We start from the raw sequence: 15,113 nt of genomic DNA on the forward strand, positions 1-15,113 counted from the left end.
GACCGTCTAGGCAACAAATGGACGTCCAAAAACAGAAAACCGGGCAATTCGGCCCGGTTTTTTGTTGTCTGAACTGGGACATGATCTCAGGCAAACCGCTGAGAATTCGCTCCGCCGCGTCAGGCGGCCGGCGGAGTAGAATTATCAGGAGACCTGTTCGACCTGCTGCACCTCGGGCACGAAATGCCTGAGCAGGTTCTGGATGCCGTGCTTCAGCGTCGCCGTCGATGACGGGCAGCCGGCGCAGGCGCCCTTCATGTGCAGGAACACGGTGCCGTTCTCGAAGCCGCGGAAGGTGATGTCGCCGCCATCCTGGGCAACCGCCGGGCGCACCCTGGTGTCGAGCAGTTCCTTGATGGTGATGACCAGCTCTTCGTCGGCCTTGTCGTAGAATTCGCCGGTCTGGCTGGTCTCGGCCGCGGGGCCGGCCCTGACCATGACGGGCGCGCCCGACATGAAATGTTCCATGATGGCGCCGAGGATCGCCGGCTTCAGATGCTGCCAGTCGGGACCGTCCTTGGTCACGGTGATGAAATCATAGCCGAAGAAGACGCCGGTCACGCCCGGGATCTCGAACAGCCGGCCGGCCAGCGGCGAAGCTCCTGCCGCACTGTCGGCGTCGCGGAAATCGGCGGTGCCTTCGCGCAGCACTTCCTTGCCGGGCAGGAACTTCAGCGTCGCCGGATTCGGCGTCGATTCGGTCTGGATGAACATGGCTGTCTCCATGCCCGTGTCGGGCAATAGTTTGGAATAGTTCTAAATAGGCTCTATCGGCTGGACATTCAAGCGAAACGCATCGCCTGAACGGCTGGCTGGCGGAATGTTTTTTCAGCATCCCTGCGACGCGCTTTTGGGCGTGTTGAGCTTCAGGTCAGGCCGGCCTCACCTGAATATCGGCACACCTTCACGCCAGGCTGTCGATCTCCTCGTCCGAAAGATTCTGCGGCACCACGGTGACGGGAATGGGGAAGGCCGCGCCCTTGCCGGCCACCGCGCCGACCAGCGGCCCGGGGCCTTCCTTGCCGGCGCCGGCCGCCAGCACCAGGATGGCGATGTCCTGGTCTTCCTCGATCAGTCTGTGGATCTCTTCGGTCGGCTTGCCTTCGCGCACCACCAGCTCCGGCTCGATGCCGAGCTTCTGGCGCACCTTGTTGGCATAGCTGTCGAGCGCGGTGCGCGCCGTGGCGTTGGCCTCTTCGCGCATGATCTTCTCGACCCCCAGCCAGTGCTGGAAATCGTCCGGCTCGATCACATAGAGCAGCACCAGCACGCCACTGGTGCTCTGCGCCCGCTTCGAGGCATAGGCGACGGCACGCTCGCATTCCGGCGTGTCGTCGATGATCGCCAGGAACTTGCGGCGGTGGCCGACTTCGCGGCTGAGGCGTTTGGAGACCATGTCTATCTACCAGGTGTCATTTCGGCCTCAATCTGCCACCGCCACAGACCGACCGCAAGCGGCCGGCAGTTGGGATGGTGACAGGACAGATCAGCCTTGCAAAAGGCCGATGATGTCGCGCACCGTCTTCATCGTGGATTCCGCCAAAGTGCCGGCGCGTTCGCCGCCGTCCCTCAGCACCGCGTCGACATAGGCACGGTCGCCTTCGATGCGGCGCATCTCGCCGGCGATCGGTGCGAGCCTGTCCACGGCAAGGTCGGCCAGCGCCGGCTTGAACACCGAAAACTGTTGGCCGCCGAACTCCTTCAGCACATCCGACTTCGAGAGTTCGGCGAGGCCGGCATAGATGCCGACCAGGTTTTCCGCCTCGGGCCGGCCGGCGAGGCCGTCGAGCTCGCTCGGCAAGGCTTCCGGATCGGTCTTGGCCTTGCGGATCTTCTTCGAGATGGTGTCGGCATCGTCGGTCAAATTGATGCGCGACAGATCCGACGGGTCCGACTTCGACATCTTCTTGGAGCCGTCGCGCAAGCTCATGATGCGCGCCGCCGGCCCGCCGATGACCGGTTCGGTCAGCGGGAAATAGCCGTTCACCGTCTCCTCGCCGACCTGCATCTCGACGCCGACGCCAAGCGCCGCGATGCGGTCCGAAAAGTCGTTGTTGAATTTTTGCGCGATGTCGCGGGTCAGTTCCAGATGCTGCTTCTGGTCCTCGCCCACCGGCACGTGCGTGGCACGATAGAGCAGGATGTCGGCAGCCATCAGGCTCGGATAGGCGAGCAGGCCGAGCGAGGCGTTCTCGCGGTCCTTGCCAGCCTTGTCCTTGAACTGCGTCATGCGGTTCATCCAGCCGATGCGCGCCACGCAGTTGAAGATCCAGGCAAGCTCGGCATGCTGCATAACCCGCGACTGGTTGAAGACGATGTGCTTCTTCGGGTCGATGCCGGAGGCGAGGAAGGCCGCGGTGATCGAGCGCGTCTGGTCGGCAAGGTCCTCATAAACGAGTTGCGCGGTCAGCGAATGCAGGTCGACGACGCAATAGATGCAGTCGGACGTGTCCTGCAGGGCGACGAATTTCTTGATGGCGCCGAGATAGTTGCCGAGATGCAGATTGCCGGTCGGCTGGACGCCTGAAAAGACGAGCGGTTTGAAGGCGGTCATGATGTCCTCATGGCTTGTGGAGGGCCGTTTCGCGCGCGGCGAAAGTCTTGCGACGGCGCGCTTATGGACGAGACTTGCGCTCTGATCAAGACGGGCGCCGCCCCTCACCTGCCTGCCGGCATCCTCTCCCCGTAGAGTGACGGGGAGAGGGGTGCTCTCATCGGCGATTTCGCCAATCTCCAGCATTGCAGAAACAGCACCGAGGCCGCGGCCAGTTCCCTTCTCCCCGTCACTATACGGGGAGAAGGTGCCAGCAGGCGGATGAGGGGCAGCGCCAACACCCGGAAGGCCTGGCCTACTCGTCCAGATCGGCTTTTGCTTGCGACGGTGTCGCCTTGGGCGAGCCGCGTTTGACATTGCGCCGGATCATGCCGAAATCGGCGCCGCCGGTGGCGAAGGCGGTGATGAAATAGAGCAGTGCACCGCCTGCGACGAGACTGAGCAGCGTTGTCGCCTTGACCACCAGTGGCGAGCCGGGGCCAAGCCTGACGGCCAACCAGTGCTCGGCGAAATAGAGCGCCGCTGCCATCACCGCCGCAGACAGCACAAGCCTCGGAATGCGTTTCAGCAGCGGCACGTCGCGGCCCCAATGGCCGCGCCGGATCAGCACGGCAAGCAGCATCAGCGCATTGACCCAGCCGGCGACGGCCGACGCCACGGCAATGCCCGGCGCGCCCATCTTCGGAAACAGTGTCAGTGCGGTCGCGACGTTCACCGCCACCGAGATGGCGGCAAACATCATTGGCGTGCGCGTGTCCTCGCGGGCGAAATAGCCGGGGGTAAACGCCTTGATCAGCACGAAGGCCGGCAGGCCGAGGCCGAAGATCGCCAGGATCGCCGCCACCGTCGGCGTCGAGTGGTTGGCGGCAAAGGCGCCGCGCTCATAGACAAGCCGCACGATCGGCTCGGACATGACCCACAGAGCGGCGGCCGCCGGCAAGGTCATGAACAGCGTGAACTCGACCGAGCGGTTCTGCAGATTGGCGGCCTCGATGAGGTTCCCGGATTTCAGCGCCCGCGACAGTTCCGGCAACAGCACGATCGCCACGGCGACGCCGACGACGCCGAGCGGCAGCTGGTAGATGCGGTCGGCATAGGCGAGCGAGGAGACGGCGCTGTCCTGCGCCGAGGCGATCGCCGTGCCGATCAACTGGTTGATCTGGGTGATGCCGCCGGTGATCGCCGCCGGCAGCGCCAGGATCAACAGCCGCTTGACACTGGGCGTCATCTTCGGTCGGCGAAAACCGATCGAAATGCCGGCATGGCGCACCGCCACCCAGACGATGGCAAGCTGCACCAGCCCCGCCGCGAGCACGCCCCAGGACAGGCCGAAGCCGACGGCGTGGGCGTCCAGTCCATTGTACCAGGCATAGGCCAAAACGCCGATCAGGATGATGTTGAGGAACACCGGCGCCACCGCGGCGGCGAAATAGCGGCGCAGCGAATTCAGCATGCCGGCCATCATGGCGCCGAGCGACATGCAGATCAGGTAGGGAAACATGATGGTCGCAAGCCGGACCGTCGTCTCGAACTTGCCCGGCGTGTCGGCAAAGCCCGGCGCCACCAGATAGCGCACGATCAGCGGCATCGCCAGTTCCATGACGATGGTCAGTGCCAGCAGCGCCGTGAACAGCACGCCGAACACCTCTTCGGAAAAGCGCTTGGCGCCCTCGGTGCCGTGGGTCTCGATCTCCTTGGCGAACAGCGGCACGAAGGCGGCGTTGAAGGCGCCTTCGGCGAACAGCCGGCGGAAGGTGTTGGGAAACTGGAAGGCGGCGTTGAAGGCGTCGGCGACCGGCCCGGTGCCGAGTGCGGCGGCCATCAGCATCTCGCGGCCGAAGCCGAGGGCGCGGCTCATCAGCGTGCCGGACGCGACGGTGGCGAATTTCTTGACAAGGCTCATGCGCGGGGAGACTGACCGTGGGAATGGGACAAAGTGATGGTGATCCTCACTCGGCGGCCGCCTTGGCCTTGCCGTTGCGCTCCGGCGCGGTGCCTTCGAGGGTCTCGATCAGCCTTTTGTGAATGGTGGCCATGCGAGTCGGGCTGTCGATCTTCTGCCCCGTCAGGTCGGTGACATAGAAGGTGTCGATCACCTTTTCGCCGAAGGTGGTGATGTGCGCCGAGGCGATGTCGAGCGACAGGTCCGACAGCGCGCCGGTGATCTCCGACAGCAGGCCCGGCCGGTCCAGCCCCTCGATCTCGATCACCGAGAAGCGATTCGACAGCGAGTTCCGGATTTCGGCGCGCGGCTGAATGCGGAAGACCTTGGCTCCGCGCCGGGGCTTGGTGCGCTTCTCGATCATTTCGGGCAGCCAGCTCTTGCCCGACAGCACGTCCTCGATCAATCGGCCGACGCGCTCGGCGCGGCGACGCTCATCTTCGTCGAGGTCGAATTCCCGGCTGATCAGGATGGTGTCCAGCGCACGGCCGTCGGAGGTGGTGAAGATCTGCGCGTCGACGATGTTGCCGCCGGCCCCGGCGCAGGCGCCGGCGATCACCGACAGCAGGCGCGGATGGTCCTGCGCCAGAACGGTGATCTCGGTCACCGCCTCGAACTGATGGGTCTTGACCATGGTGGCGAGCTTCTTGCCCGCCGCGTCCGCCTCGCGGATGAATTCGGCGTGGCGCAGCTGGTCGGCTAGGTCCACGGTCAGCAGATAGTTCTCGTAATGCTGGGCGACATAGCGCTTGCGGTCCTTGGCCGGCCATTCGGCCAGCGCCTCGGCCAGCCGCTCGCGCGCGGCGGCAGTGCGCTCGGCGCGCGACACTTCCGAGAAGCCTCCGGTGAGAAGCAGTTCGGTCTCGTAATAGAGCGTGCGCAGCAGTTGGCCCTTCCAGCCGTTCCACACGCCCGGCCCGACGCCTCTGATGTCGCAGACGGTCAGGATCAGCAACAGCTTCAGCCGCTCGACCGACTGCACGATCGAGGCGAAATCCTCGATCGTCTTGCGGTCGTTGAGGTCGCGCGTCTGCGCCGTCATCGACATTACGAGATGGTTCTCGACCAGCCAGGCGACGGTTTCGGTGTCGGCCGCCGACAGGCCCATATGCGGGCAGATGCGCCGCGCGATGCGCGCGCCAACCTCCGAATGGTCCTCCAGGCGCCCCTTGGCGATATCGTGCAGCAGCACCGCCACATAGAGCGCCTCGCGGCTCTTCTTCAGTCCGGGCATCAGCGTGTGGGACAGCGGATGCACCTTCTCGCCGTCGCCGCGCTCGATCTCGGCCAGCACGCCGATGCAGCGGATCAGGTGTTCGTCCACCGTATAGTGGTGGTACATCGAGAATTGCATCATGGCGACGATCTTGCCGAAATCGGGGATCAGTCTGCCGAGCAGCCCCGCCTCGTTCATGCGCCTGAGATTGAGCTCGGCGTTGCGATCCGAGGTCAAGATGTCGAGGAACAGCCGGTTGGCCTCCTCGTCGCGCCTGAGCGCCTTGCCGACCAGGCCGAGCGAACGGGTCAGGAGCTTCAGCGCGTCGGGATGGAACTCCAGCCCGTGCTTGTCGGCGAACCAGAACAGCCGCAAGAGATTGACCGGATCGCGCTCGAACACCAGGTCGTCGGCGACGTTGATGCGGTGGTTGTCGACGATGAAATCGGACGTGCCGGCGAGCTTGCGCTTGCGGCGCGAGAAGGTGAGGAAGATGCGGTTGAAGCCCGGCACGTGCTTGGCCTGTTCCTCCTCCAGCGCCGCGCAGAAGATGCGGGTCAGGTCGCCCACATCCTTGGCGACGAGGAAGTAGTGCTTCATAAAGCGCTCGACCGCCGACAGGCCGGGATGAGTGGTGTAGCCCAGCCGTTCGGCGATCTCGCGCTGGATATCGAAATGCAGCCGCTCCTCGGGCTTGCCGGTGAGGAAATGCATGTGGCAGCGCACCGCCCAGAGAAAATCCTCGGCTTTCTGGAACTCGCGGTATTCGGCTTCCGTGAAAACGCCCTTGTCGACCAGCTCCCCGCCGGTGCGCACACGGTAGAAATACTTGGCGATCCAGAACAGGGTCTGCAGGTCGCGCAGGCCGCCCTTGCCATCCTTGACATTGGGTTCGACGAGATAGCGGCTTTCGCCGGCTTTGGCATGGCGCTCATCGCGCTCGGCAAGCTTCGCCTGCACATATTCGGGCCCTGTCGTGCGCACCACCTCGTGGTCGAAGCGCAGCAGGAGCTCGTCATAGAGTTTCAGCTCGCCCCACAGGAAACGCGCTTCCAGGATCGAGGTGCGGATGGTGATGTCGGTGCGCGACAGTCTCAGGCACTCGTCGATGTTGCGGGTGGCGTGGCCGACCTTCAGGCCGAGATCCCACAGCATGTAGAGCATGTATTCGACGATCTGCTCGCCCCACGGCGTCTGCTTGTAGGGCAGCAGGAACAAAAGGTCGATGTCGGAGCCCGGCGCCAGCGTGCCGCGGCCATAGCCGCCGACCGCGACCACGGCCATGCGTTCGGCCGAAGACGGGTTCTTGACGCGGTAGACATGGGTCGCCGCGAAATCGTAGAGCGCGCGGATGATCTCGTCCATGAGATGCGACAGCCGGGCGGCGCAGGCGGTGCCGCCGCCGTCGTCCTTCAGCATGGTCTCGGCGATCTTTCGGCCGTCGGCGAGCCGGCCCTTGAGCAGCTGGAGGACGCGACCCCGCGTGGCCTGGCCGGACCCGTCGCCGGCCGTTGCCGCAGTCAGTGCCGTCATCTCGCGGCGCAAGGCGTCGCCGTCGATCAGCTCGTCGAGTTTCAGGGATATTTTTGCCATATGCGGAGGTTGGGTCTCGCCTTTTTGGCGGCGTCTATAGCGCGTTTTCGCGGGGCTGGGTATGGGGCGGTCGAACGCGCTTGCCTTGATGCTCGAACGGGATGGTCTTCCACTGCCGCAGCCGGCAGAAATCGGCAAACTGCCGTGTCAGGCGCCTGATCTCGAGCCTTACCCTGGTGATGGTGGACTTCTTGCGTTTCCTGTCCGTGCCGCTCGTGGCGAGCTGATCGTCGCGATCCCGCTTGAGCAGGCTCGGTAGCCGGACAGCATTGCCTGCCAGGAACTGGCCCTGCACACACAGCGCCGGAACCATCTGGTAGATCGTCTTGCTCGACGATGTCTCGAATTTCGGATTGAAGAGGAGCTGATCGACCGGGATGCCGATATCTTCGGTAGCCTTGATGAGATCGCTCGCCGCCTGTCGTGAGAGGATGTAGCCGGCCGAACCGATATGGGTCGCGTGCAGCCTGCTGACTGAAAACCCGTGGCCGGCGGCAATGCGTTTGCGCGCGATGGTGGTCCTGTTGAGGAACGTCTCAAGCTTGACGATATCGGCGTCGGCGGGAACCCAACTGGGATCGGCGAGCAATGCGCCGGCTCTCCCGGAAAAGATGACATCGTCCTCGAAGATGGCGCCGTAGGCATCCTCGCCTGCCGCGACGATCGTCCAGCAAGCTCTGTGGCTGAGCAGGCAGGCGATCTCGGCGTCGGCGAGGCGCCATGGCGCTATGCGCTTGACCTTGAGCGGCATCGAGGCCAGATCCGGCCGTTCCTGCGCGTCGATCGCGGCGACCCGCTCGAATCCCACACCGATGCGCGAGAACTCGCCCTTGATATGGGCAAGTCTGTCGGCGGACCGATCGAGGTTGATGACCAGGCACTTCATTTGAGCGGGATCGATGCGATTGCGGGAAGTGGGCGTCCATAGCATATGGCGCAACCGCGCGCGGTATTTCTTTGCCAATGCGATTTCGACTGCGCCACGGCACGAAAAGTCGAAACTGGCCCTTGACCTTCCAGTTACTGGAAGCCCTACTTCCGCACCAGATCGAGACATCAGAGGCATTCCGGATGGCCCATTCCGACCATGATCATCACGCGCACGCCGGAGGCTGCTGCTCCGCGAAAGGTGCCGCGCCAGGCGCGGCGGCCGTCATCCGCGATCCGGTCTGCGGCATGACCGTCGATCCGGCCGTCGGCAAGCCGATGGCCGAGCATGGCGGTCAGGTTCACCATTTCTGCAGCGAGCGTTGCCGCGCGAAATTCGTCGCCGAGCCGGAAAAATACCTGACGGCCACCGATCCCGTGTGCGGCATGAGCGTCGACCGCGCCACCGCAAAGTACTTTTTGCGTCACGAGGGTCAGGGCCTCTATTTCTGTTCCGCCGGCTGCAGGTCGAAGTTCGAGGCGGAACCCGCGAAATATCTCGGCGATAGGCCCGAGCCGCAGGCGATGCCGAAAGGCACGCAATACACCTGCCCGATGCATCCCGAAATCATTCGCGACAAGCCTGGCGCCTGCCCGATCTGCGGCATGGCGCTGGAGCCGATGGGCGTGCCGACCGGCGACGAGGGGCCGAACCCGGAACTGGTCGATTTCACCAGGCGCTTCTGGGTCAGCGCGGTGCTGTCCTTGCCTTTGCTGATCATCGCCATGGCGCCGATGCTCGGTCTGAGCTTCGAAAGCCTCATCGACGATCGGTCGAAGGCCTGGCTTGAACTGGCGCTGGCGAGCCCGGTGGTGCTGTGGGCGGCATTCCCCTTCTTCCATCGTGGCGGGCAGTCGGTCCTCAACCGCAGCCCCAACATGTGGACGCTGATTTCGCTGGGCGTCGGCGCGGCTTACCTCTACAGCGTCGTCGCCACGCTGTTTCCGGATATATTTCCGCATCAGTTCCGCGGCCACGGCGGCACTGTCCCGGTCTATTTCGAGGCCGCCGCCGTCATCGTCGCGCTGGTGTTCCTCGGCCAGGTTCTCGAACTGCGCGCCCGTGAAAAGACCGGCTCGGCGATCCGCGCCTTGCTAGACCTGGCGCCGAAGACGGCCAGGCTGATCGGCGCGGACGGTTCCGAGACGGACGTGCCGCTTGACACGGTCAAGGCCGGTGACCGGCTGCGCATCCGCCCCGGCGATGCCGTGCCGGTCGACGGCACCGTGCTCGAAGGCCGCTCCTCGGTCGACGAATCGATGATATCTGGCGAGCCCCTGCCGGTCGAAAAGACCGAAGGCGATGCCCTGACCGGTGGCACGCTCAACAAGAACGGCTCGCTGGTCATGCGCGCCGAGCGGATCGGCGCCGAGACGACGCTGGCCCGCATCGTCGAGCTCGTCGCCAAGGCGCAGCGTTCGCGCGCGCCGATCCAGGGGCTGGCCGATCGCGTCTCCTTCTATTTCGTCCCTGCCGTCGTGCTGGTCGCGATCATCGCCTTCGTCGCCTGGGCAATCCTCGGTCCCCAGCCCAGCCTGATCTTCGCCATCGTCTCGGCGGTGTCAGTTCTGATCATCGCCTGTCCCTGCGCGCTCGGCCTGGCGACGCCGATGTCGATCATGACCGCGACCGGGCGCGGCGCCCATGCCGGCGTGCTGATCAAGGAGGCCGCGGCACTCGAACGCTTTGCCTCAGTCGATACGCTGATCGTCGACAAGACCGGCACCTTGACCGAGGGCCGGCCGCGATTGACCGATGTCGTCGCCGCCGAAGGCATGGCGGAGAATGAATTGCTGGCACTCGCTGCCGCCCTCGAAAAGGGCTCGGAGCATCCGCTGGCCGAGGCCATTGTCGATGGCGCCGGCGAACGGGGCCTGAAGGTCGCCGACGCCAGCGATTTCGAGGCGGTCACCGGCAAGGGTGTTTCCGGCACGGTGTCGGGCAGCAAAGTTGCGCTCGGCAACGCAGCGATGATGGCCGATCTCGGCATCGTCACCGCGCCGCTCGGTGAACAGGCAACGGCGCTGCAAACGGACGGCAAGACGGTGATGTTCGTTGCCGTGGGGAAAAGGCTGGCCGGCATCGTCGCCGTCGCCGATCCGGTCAAGGCGACGACAGCGGAGGCGATCAAGGCGCTGCATGACAGGGGCTTGAGGATCATCATGGCGACCGGCGACAATGAGCGCACGGCCAAGGCCATAGCCGGCAGGCTCGGCATCGACGAGGTTCGCGCCGGCATGCTGCCGGAACAGAAGGCGGCCCTTGTCGAGGAATTGCGCTCGAAAGGCGCAGGGGTCGCCATGGCCGGCGACGGCGTCAACGACGCGCCGGCACTTGCTGCCGCCGATGTCGGCATCGCCATGGGCACCGGCGCCGATGTCGCGGTCGAAAGCGCCGGGATCACCCTGGTCAAGGGCGACCTCAACGGCATCGTCAGGGCGCGCACGCTTGCCCAGGCGACGATCCGCAACATCCGCCAGAACCTGTTCTTCGCCTTCCTCTACAACGTGCTCGGCGTACCGGTCGCCGCCGGCGTGCTCTACCCGCTCACCGGCACGCTTTTGTCGCCGATGCTGGCGGCGGCGGCGATGAGCCTGTCCTCGGTCTCGGTCATCGGCAACGCGTTGCGGCTGAGAACGTTGAAACTCTGAGCAAAGCTCCCAAATACGGAATTCCATTCAACAGGAGATCACGGATGAATTTGGCCAAGAAGATTGTGCTTTTGCTGATGGCGGCGGGAATGCTGCTCGCAGTGTTCCTCGAAAGCGTTCCTGCACAATCGGAGGAGATGAAGCACGACATGTCCGGCATGGCGATGGGCGCCGACAGCCCTTCGGCCGCTGGGTACAAGGCGGCGATGGACAAGATGCACGCCGACATGATGGCGATCGAAAGTACCGGCAATGCCGACCTCGATTTCGTTCGCGGCATGATCCCGCATCATCAAGGCGCGATCGACATGGCCAAGGTCGAGCTTGCCAACGGCAAGGATCCGGAAATCCGCAAGCTGGCCGAAGGCGTCATCGCCGCGCAGGAAGCCGAGATCAAAGAGATGCAGGCCTGGCTCGCCGCTCATCCGGTGAAGTAGCAGCAGGCCGGGACCGTCCGGACGGGACATTCGTCTGGATTTCCCACGTCGCCTGTGCTGCGATCCGGCACCAAGTGGAGCATGCCATGCCGTCAACGATCAGAACCACCACTTTGCCCTCCGGCGAAGCCGTCGCCGTGCTCGGCCAGGGCACCTGGAAAATGGGCGAGGATGCCCGTCGCCGTGCCGATGAGGTGAAGGCTCTGCAGCTCGGCCTGGACCTTGGCGTCACGCTGATCGACACCGCCGAAATGTATGCCAGCGGCGGCGCCGAGGAGGTGGTGGCGGAGGCTGTTGCCGGGCGCCGCGACGAGACCTTCCTGGTCTCCAAGGTGCTGCCCTCCAATGCCTCGCGCTCCGGCGTGCAGCGCGCCTGCGAGAGCAGCCTGAAACGCCTCGCCACCGACCGGATCGATCTCTATCTCTTGCATTGGCCGGGCAGCGTGCCTTTGGCGGAGACGGTCGAGGCGTTCGAGGCGCTGAAAAAGGCCGGCAAAATCCGTCCTGGGGCGTCAGCAATTTCGACACCGACGAGATGGAGGAACTGGTCGGCCTGCCTGACGGCGGCAGTGTCCAGACCAACCAGGTGCTCTACAATCTGTCGCGGCGCGGCCCCGAATTCGACCTTGCACCGTGGAGCCGGCAACGCGGCATTCCGCTGATGGCCTATTCGCCGGTCGAGCAGGGTGCGTTGGCGCGCAACACCAGGCTCGAGGCCATCGCCGCCCGCCACAATGCTACCCCGGCGCAGATAGCGCTTGCCTGGGTGATGGCACAGCCGGACGTCATCGCAATACCAAAAGCGACGAAGCAGGAGCATGTGCGCCAGAACGCCTCCGCGCTCGACATCAAGCTGACGCCACAGGATCTCGCCGACCTCGACCGCGCCTTTCCGCCGCCGACCCGCAAGCGCGGGCTGGAGATGATTTGAGCGGCAGCTTCGGCGACGCCGCTCTTACTTCCCCGCCATCCCCTTCAGCCTGTACAGCGCCTCCAGCGCCTCGCGTGGCGTCATCTCGTCAGGATTGATCGCGCCCAGTGCCTCGCCCAGGGCATCGTTCTTGACCGGTTTCGGCGCTTCCCGCTTCACCGCCACCGAAAACAGCGGCAAATCGTCGACCAGCCGGTTGGCCTTGCCCGAAACCTCACCTTCCTCCAGCTGGTGCAGCACCTCCTTCGCCCGCCCGACCACCACTTCCGGCAGGCCGGCGAGCCGCGCCACCTGGACGCCGTAGGAGCGGTCTGCGGCACCCTTGCCGACCTCGTGCAGGAAGACCACGTCGCCTTCCCATTCCTTGACCCGCATGGTGACGTTGTGCAGCCGCGGCAGCTTGCCGGCCAGCGCTGTCATCTCGTGGAAGTGGGTGGCGAAGATCGCCCGGCAGCGGTTCTTCTCATGCAGATATTCGACCGCCGCCCAGGCGATCGACAGGCCGTCGAAGGTGGCGGTGCCGCGGCCGATTTCGTCCAGGATGACGAGTGCGCGTTCACCCGCCTGGTTGAGGATCGCCGCCGTCTCGACCATTTCGACCATGAAGGTCGAACGCCCGCGCGCCAGGTCGTCCGAGGCGCCTACCCGCGAAAACAGCCGGTCGACGACGCCGATATGGGCAGATGTCGCCGGCACGAACGAGCCGGTCTGGGCAAGGATGGCGATCAGCGCGTTCTGCCGCAGGAAGGTCGATTTGCCGCCCATGTTGGGGCCGGTCAGCAGCCAGATCGCGCCGTTCTTCGCGCCGCCTTCCGGCGACAGGTCGCAATCATTGGCGACGAACGGTCCTTCGCCCGAACGCCGCAACGCCTGTTCGACCACCGGATGCCGCCCGCCGGAGATATCGAAGGCAAGGCTGGAATCCACCACCGGACGGCACCAGGCCTCGCTTTCCGAAAGCAGGGCAAGGGCCGCCGACACGTCAATCACGGCAAGCGCCTCGGCGCCGGCGCGGATGCTGTCTGCTTCGCCCACCACCTCCGCCGTCAGCCTGTCGAAAGTGGCCAGTTCGATGCTCAGTGCCCGGTCGGCCGCGTTGGCGATTTTTGTCTCGAGTTCGGCGAGCTCCGTCGTGGTAAACCGCATGGCGTTGGCCATGGTCTGGCGATGGATGAAGCGCGCCTTGGCGCCGTCGCTGCCGGTCATGATCGAGTGGTGATTGGCGGTCACCTCGATGTAATAGCCGAGCACATTGTTGTGCCGGATCTTGAGCGAGCGGATGCCGGTCTCCTCGATCAGCGAGCGCTCCAGCCCGGCGATCACTTTTCGGGATTCGTCGCGCAGTGCCCGCATCTCGTCGAGTTCGGGATGGTAGCCGCCGCGCACGAAGCCGCCGTCGCGCTTGAGCAACGGCAGCTCCTCGCTGAGTGCCTGGCTGAGATGCTCTGAGAGCGTGCGCGGCAATGCCTTGATGGCGGTGAGCGCTGCCGCCAATTCGTGGGGCAGGGCGGTCGCGGCAAAGATCTCGGCAATCGCGCCTGCCGCCTCGAAGCCGGCGCGCAGCGCGCCGAGATCGCGCGGACCGCCGCGGTTGAGCGCCAGCCTGGACAGCGCGCGCGGCATGTCGGCGACGCTCTTCAGGTTCGTCCGCACCGCCTGGCAGAGCCGCGTCTCGGAACGGAAGAACGACACCGAATCCAGCCTGGCGCCGATCGCCACCGGGTCGGTCAACGGCGCCATCAGCCGGTCGGCCAGCAGGCGTGCGCCGCCACCGGTCACCGTGCGGTCGATCGCCTTGAACAGCGAACCCTCGCGACTGCCCGACAAAGTGCGCAGCAGCTCCAGATTGCCGCGCGTCGCCGGGTCGATGAACAGCGTCGAGCCGGCTTCCTCGCGCTCTGGCCGCGACAGTGGCGGCCGCTCGGCCTTCTGCGTCTTCTCGACATAGGCAATAGTGCCGGAGATCGCCGACAGCTCGGCGCGGGAAAACGTTCCAAAACTGTCCGGCGTCGCCACCTCGAAGAAGCGGGCTATGCGCCCAGGCGCCGATGCCGAATCGAACAGTGACGGCGGCTGCGGACTGGCGACGCGGCCGATGACGTCGAACACCGGCTTCAGCTCCGGGTCGTAGAATACCGGTTCGGCGACGATCAGCTCGCGCGGATCGACGCGGAACACGTCGGCCAGCAGCCGGTCGGCGGTGGTTTCGGCGGCGCGGAAGACGCCGGTCGACATCTCGATCCAGGCCAGCGCGAAGGAATGCTCGGCGGCCCCGCCCTTCACCCGCCCCAGCGCCATCAGGAAGCTTGATTCCGACGGCGCCAGCAATTTGTCCTCGGTGATGGTGCCGGGCGTCACCAGCCGCACCACGTCGCGGCGCACCACCGATTTGCCGCCGCGTTTCTTGGCTTCCGCCGGGTCCTCGATCTGCTCGCAGACGGCGACACGAAAACCCTGGCCGATCAGCTTCTGCAGATAGTCGTCGGCCGCATGCACCGGCACGCCGCACATCGGGATGTCGTGGCCCTGGTGCTTGCCGCGCTTGGTCAAGACGATGCCGAGCGCCCGGCTCGCCTTTTCGGCGTCGTCGAAGAACAGCTCGTAGAAATCGCCCATGCGGTAGAACAGCAGCGAATCCGGGTTCGCCGCCTTGATCTCGATGTACTGCTCCATCATCGGCGTGGCGCCGGCTGGCGCGGCGGCGGGCGTAGGCGTCATCGCCTCTGGGGCGTCGGGCTCGGTTGGCGTGTGCATGTTCATGCCAGCACGCTAGCAGATGTGATGGCGCGGTTTAATGCCGGCGGCTCGAAAAGCAGGGGAAGAAGCGGCCGCTCCTGCTGTTGCCAGCGCCGGACCGCCAA

Annotated in this window: 9 protein-coding genes and 1 pseudogene; 3 read left to right on the forward strand and 7 right to left on the reverse strand. The window is 65.0% G+C overall.

The window, feature by feature from the left end; translation table 11 throughout:
• Nucleotides 1–144: 144 nt before the first annotated feature.
• From ACSQ3Z_RS06665 to ACSQ3Z_RS06690, 6 genes are all read right to left on the reverse strand, one after another.
• The gene (locus ACSQ3Z_RS06665) at nucleotides 145–714 is read right to left on the reverse strand and encodes a NifU family protein (protein WP_436170540.1); all 570 of its coding nucleotides are present in this window, start codon (nucleotides 712–714) and stop codon (nucleotides 145–147) included.
• A gap of 190 nt (nucleotides 715–904) precedes the next feature.
• Complete coding sequence (locus ACSQ3Z_RS06670) at nucleotides 905–1,396, reverse strand: universal stress protein (protein ID WP_120012020.1); 492 nt, start codon at nucleotides 1,394–1,396, stop codon at nucleotides 905–907.
• 90 nt (nucleotides 1,397–1,486) lie between these two features.
• Complete coding sequence (trpS, locus tag ACSQ3Z_RS06675) at nucleotides 1,487–2,554, reverse strand: tryptophan--tRNA ligase (protein ID WP_436170541.1); 1,068 nt, start codon at nucleotides 2,552–2,554, stop codon at nucleotides 1,487–1,489.
• A 295-nt stretch (nucleotides 2,555–2,849) separates the two neighbouring features.
• On the reverse strand, nucleotides 2,850–4,457 hold the full coding sequence (gene murJ, locus ACSQ3Z_RS06680; RefSeq protein ID WP_436170542.1) for a murein biosynthesis integral membrane protein MurJ: 1,608 nt from the start codon (nucleotides 4,455–4,457) through the stop codon (nucleotides 2,850–2,852).
• A gap of 46 nt (nucleotides 4,458–4,503) precedes the next feature.
• A complete protein-coding gene (locus tag ACSQ3Z_RS06685; RefSeq protein ID WP_436170543.1) occupies nucleotides 4,504–7,443 on the reverse strand; it encodes a [protein-PII] uridylyltransferase in 2,940 nt (979 codons plus the stop codon).
• Nucleotides 7,340–8,269: a glycosyltransferase family 25 protein gene (locus ACSQ3Z_RS06690; RefSeq protein WP_436170544.1), complete on the reverse strand. Its 930-nt coding sequence runs from the start codon at nucleotides 8,267–8,269 to the stop codon at nucleotides 7,340–7,342. The genes ACSQ3Z_RS06685 and ACSQ3Z_RS06690 overlap by 104 nt, the downstream gene beginning before the upstream one ends.
• Nucleotides 8,270–8,376: 107 nt before the next feature.
• Here ACSQ3Z_RS06690 and ACSQ3Z_RS06695 point away from each other — a divergent pair, with 107 nt between their 5' ends.
• From ACSQ3Z_RS06695 to ACSQ3Z_RS06705, 3 genes and pseudogenes are all read left to right on the forward strand, one after another.
• Complete coding sequence (locus ACSQ3Z_RS06695; RefSeq protein WP_436170545.1) at nucleotides 8,377–10,884, forward strand: heavy metal translocating P-type ATPase; 2,508 nt, start codon at nucleotides 8,377–8,379, stop codon at nucleotides 10,882–10,884.
• Nucleotides 10,885–10,928: 44 nt separating this feature from the next.
• The gene (copM, locus tag ACSQ3Z_RS06700; protein WP_436170546.1) at nucleotides 10,929–11,321 is read left to right on the forward strand and encodes a CopM family metallochaperone; all 393 of its coding nucleotides are present in this window, start codon (nucleotides 10,929–10,931) and stop codon (nucleotides 11,319–11,321) included.
• An 86-nt stretch (nucleotides 11,322–11,407) separates the two neighbouring features.
• Nucleotides 11,408–12,252 (forward strand): annotated as a pseudogene (locus tag ACSQ3Z_RS06705) (aldo/keto reductase).
• 24 nt (nucleotides 12,253–12,276) lie between these two features.
• On the opposite strand, the gene mutS reads toward ACSQ3Z_RS06705, so the two are convergent.
• On the reverse strand, nucleotides 12,277–15,012 hold the full coding sequence (gene mutS / locus ACSQ3Z_RS06710; protein WP_436170547.1) for a DNA mismatch repair protein MutS: 2,736 nt from the start codon (nucleotides 15,010–15,012) through the stop codon (nucleotides 12,277–12,279).
• Nucleotides 15,013–15,113 lie beyond the last annotated feature (101 nt).

Origin of the sequence: Mesorhizobium sp. LjNodule214 (genome assembly GCF_964252735.1) — a bacterium.
Classification (GTDB): Bacteria; Pseudomonadota; Alphaproteobacteria; order Rhizobiales; family Rhizobiaceae; genus Mesorhizobium.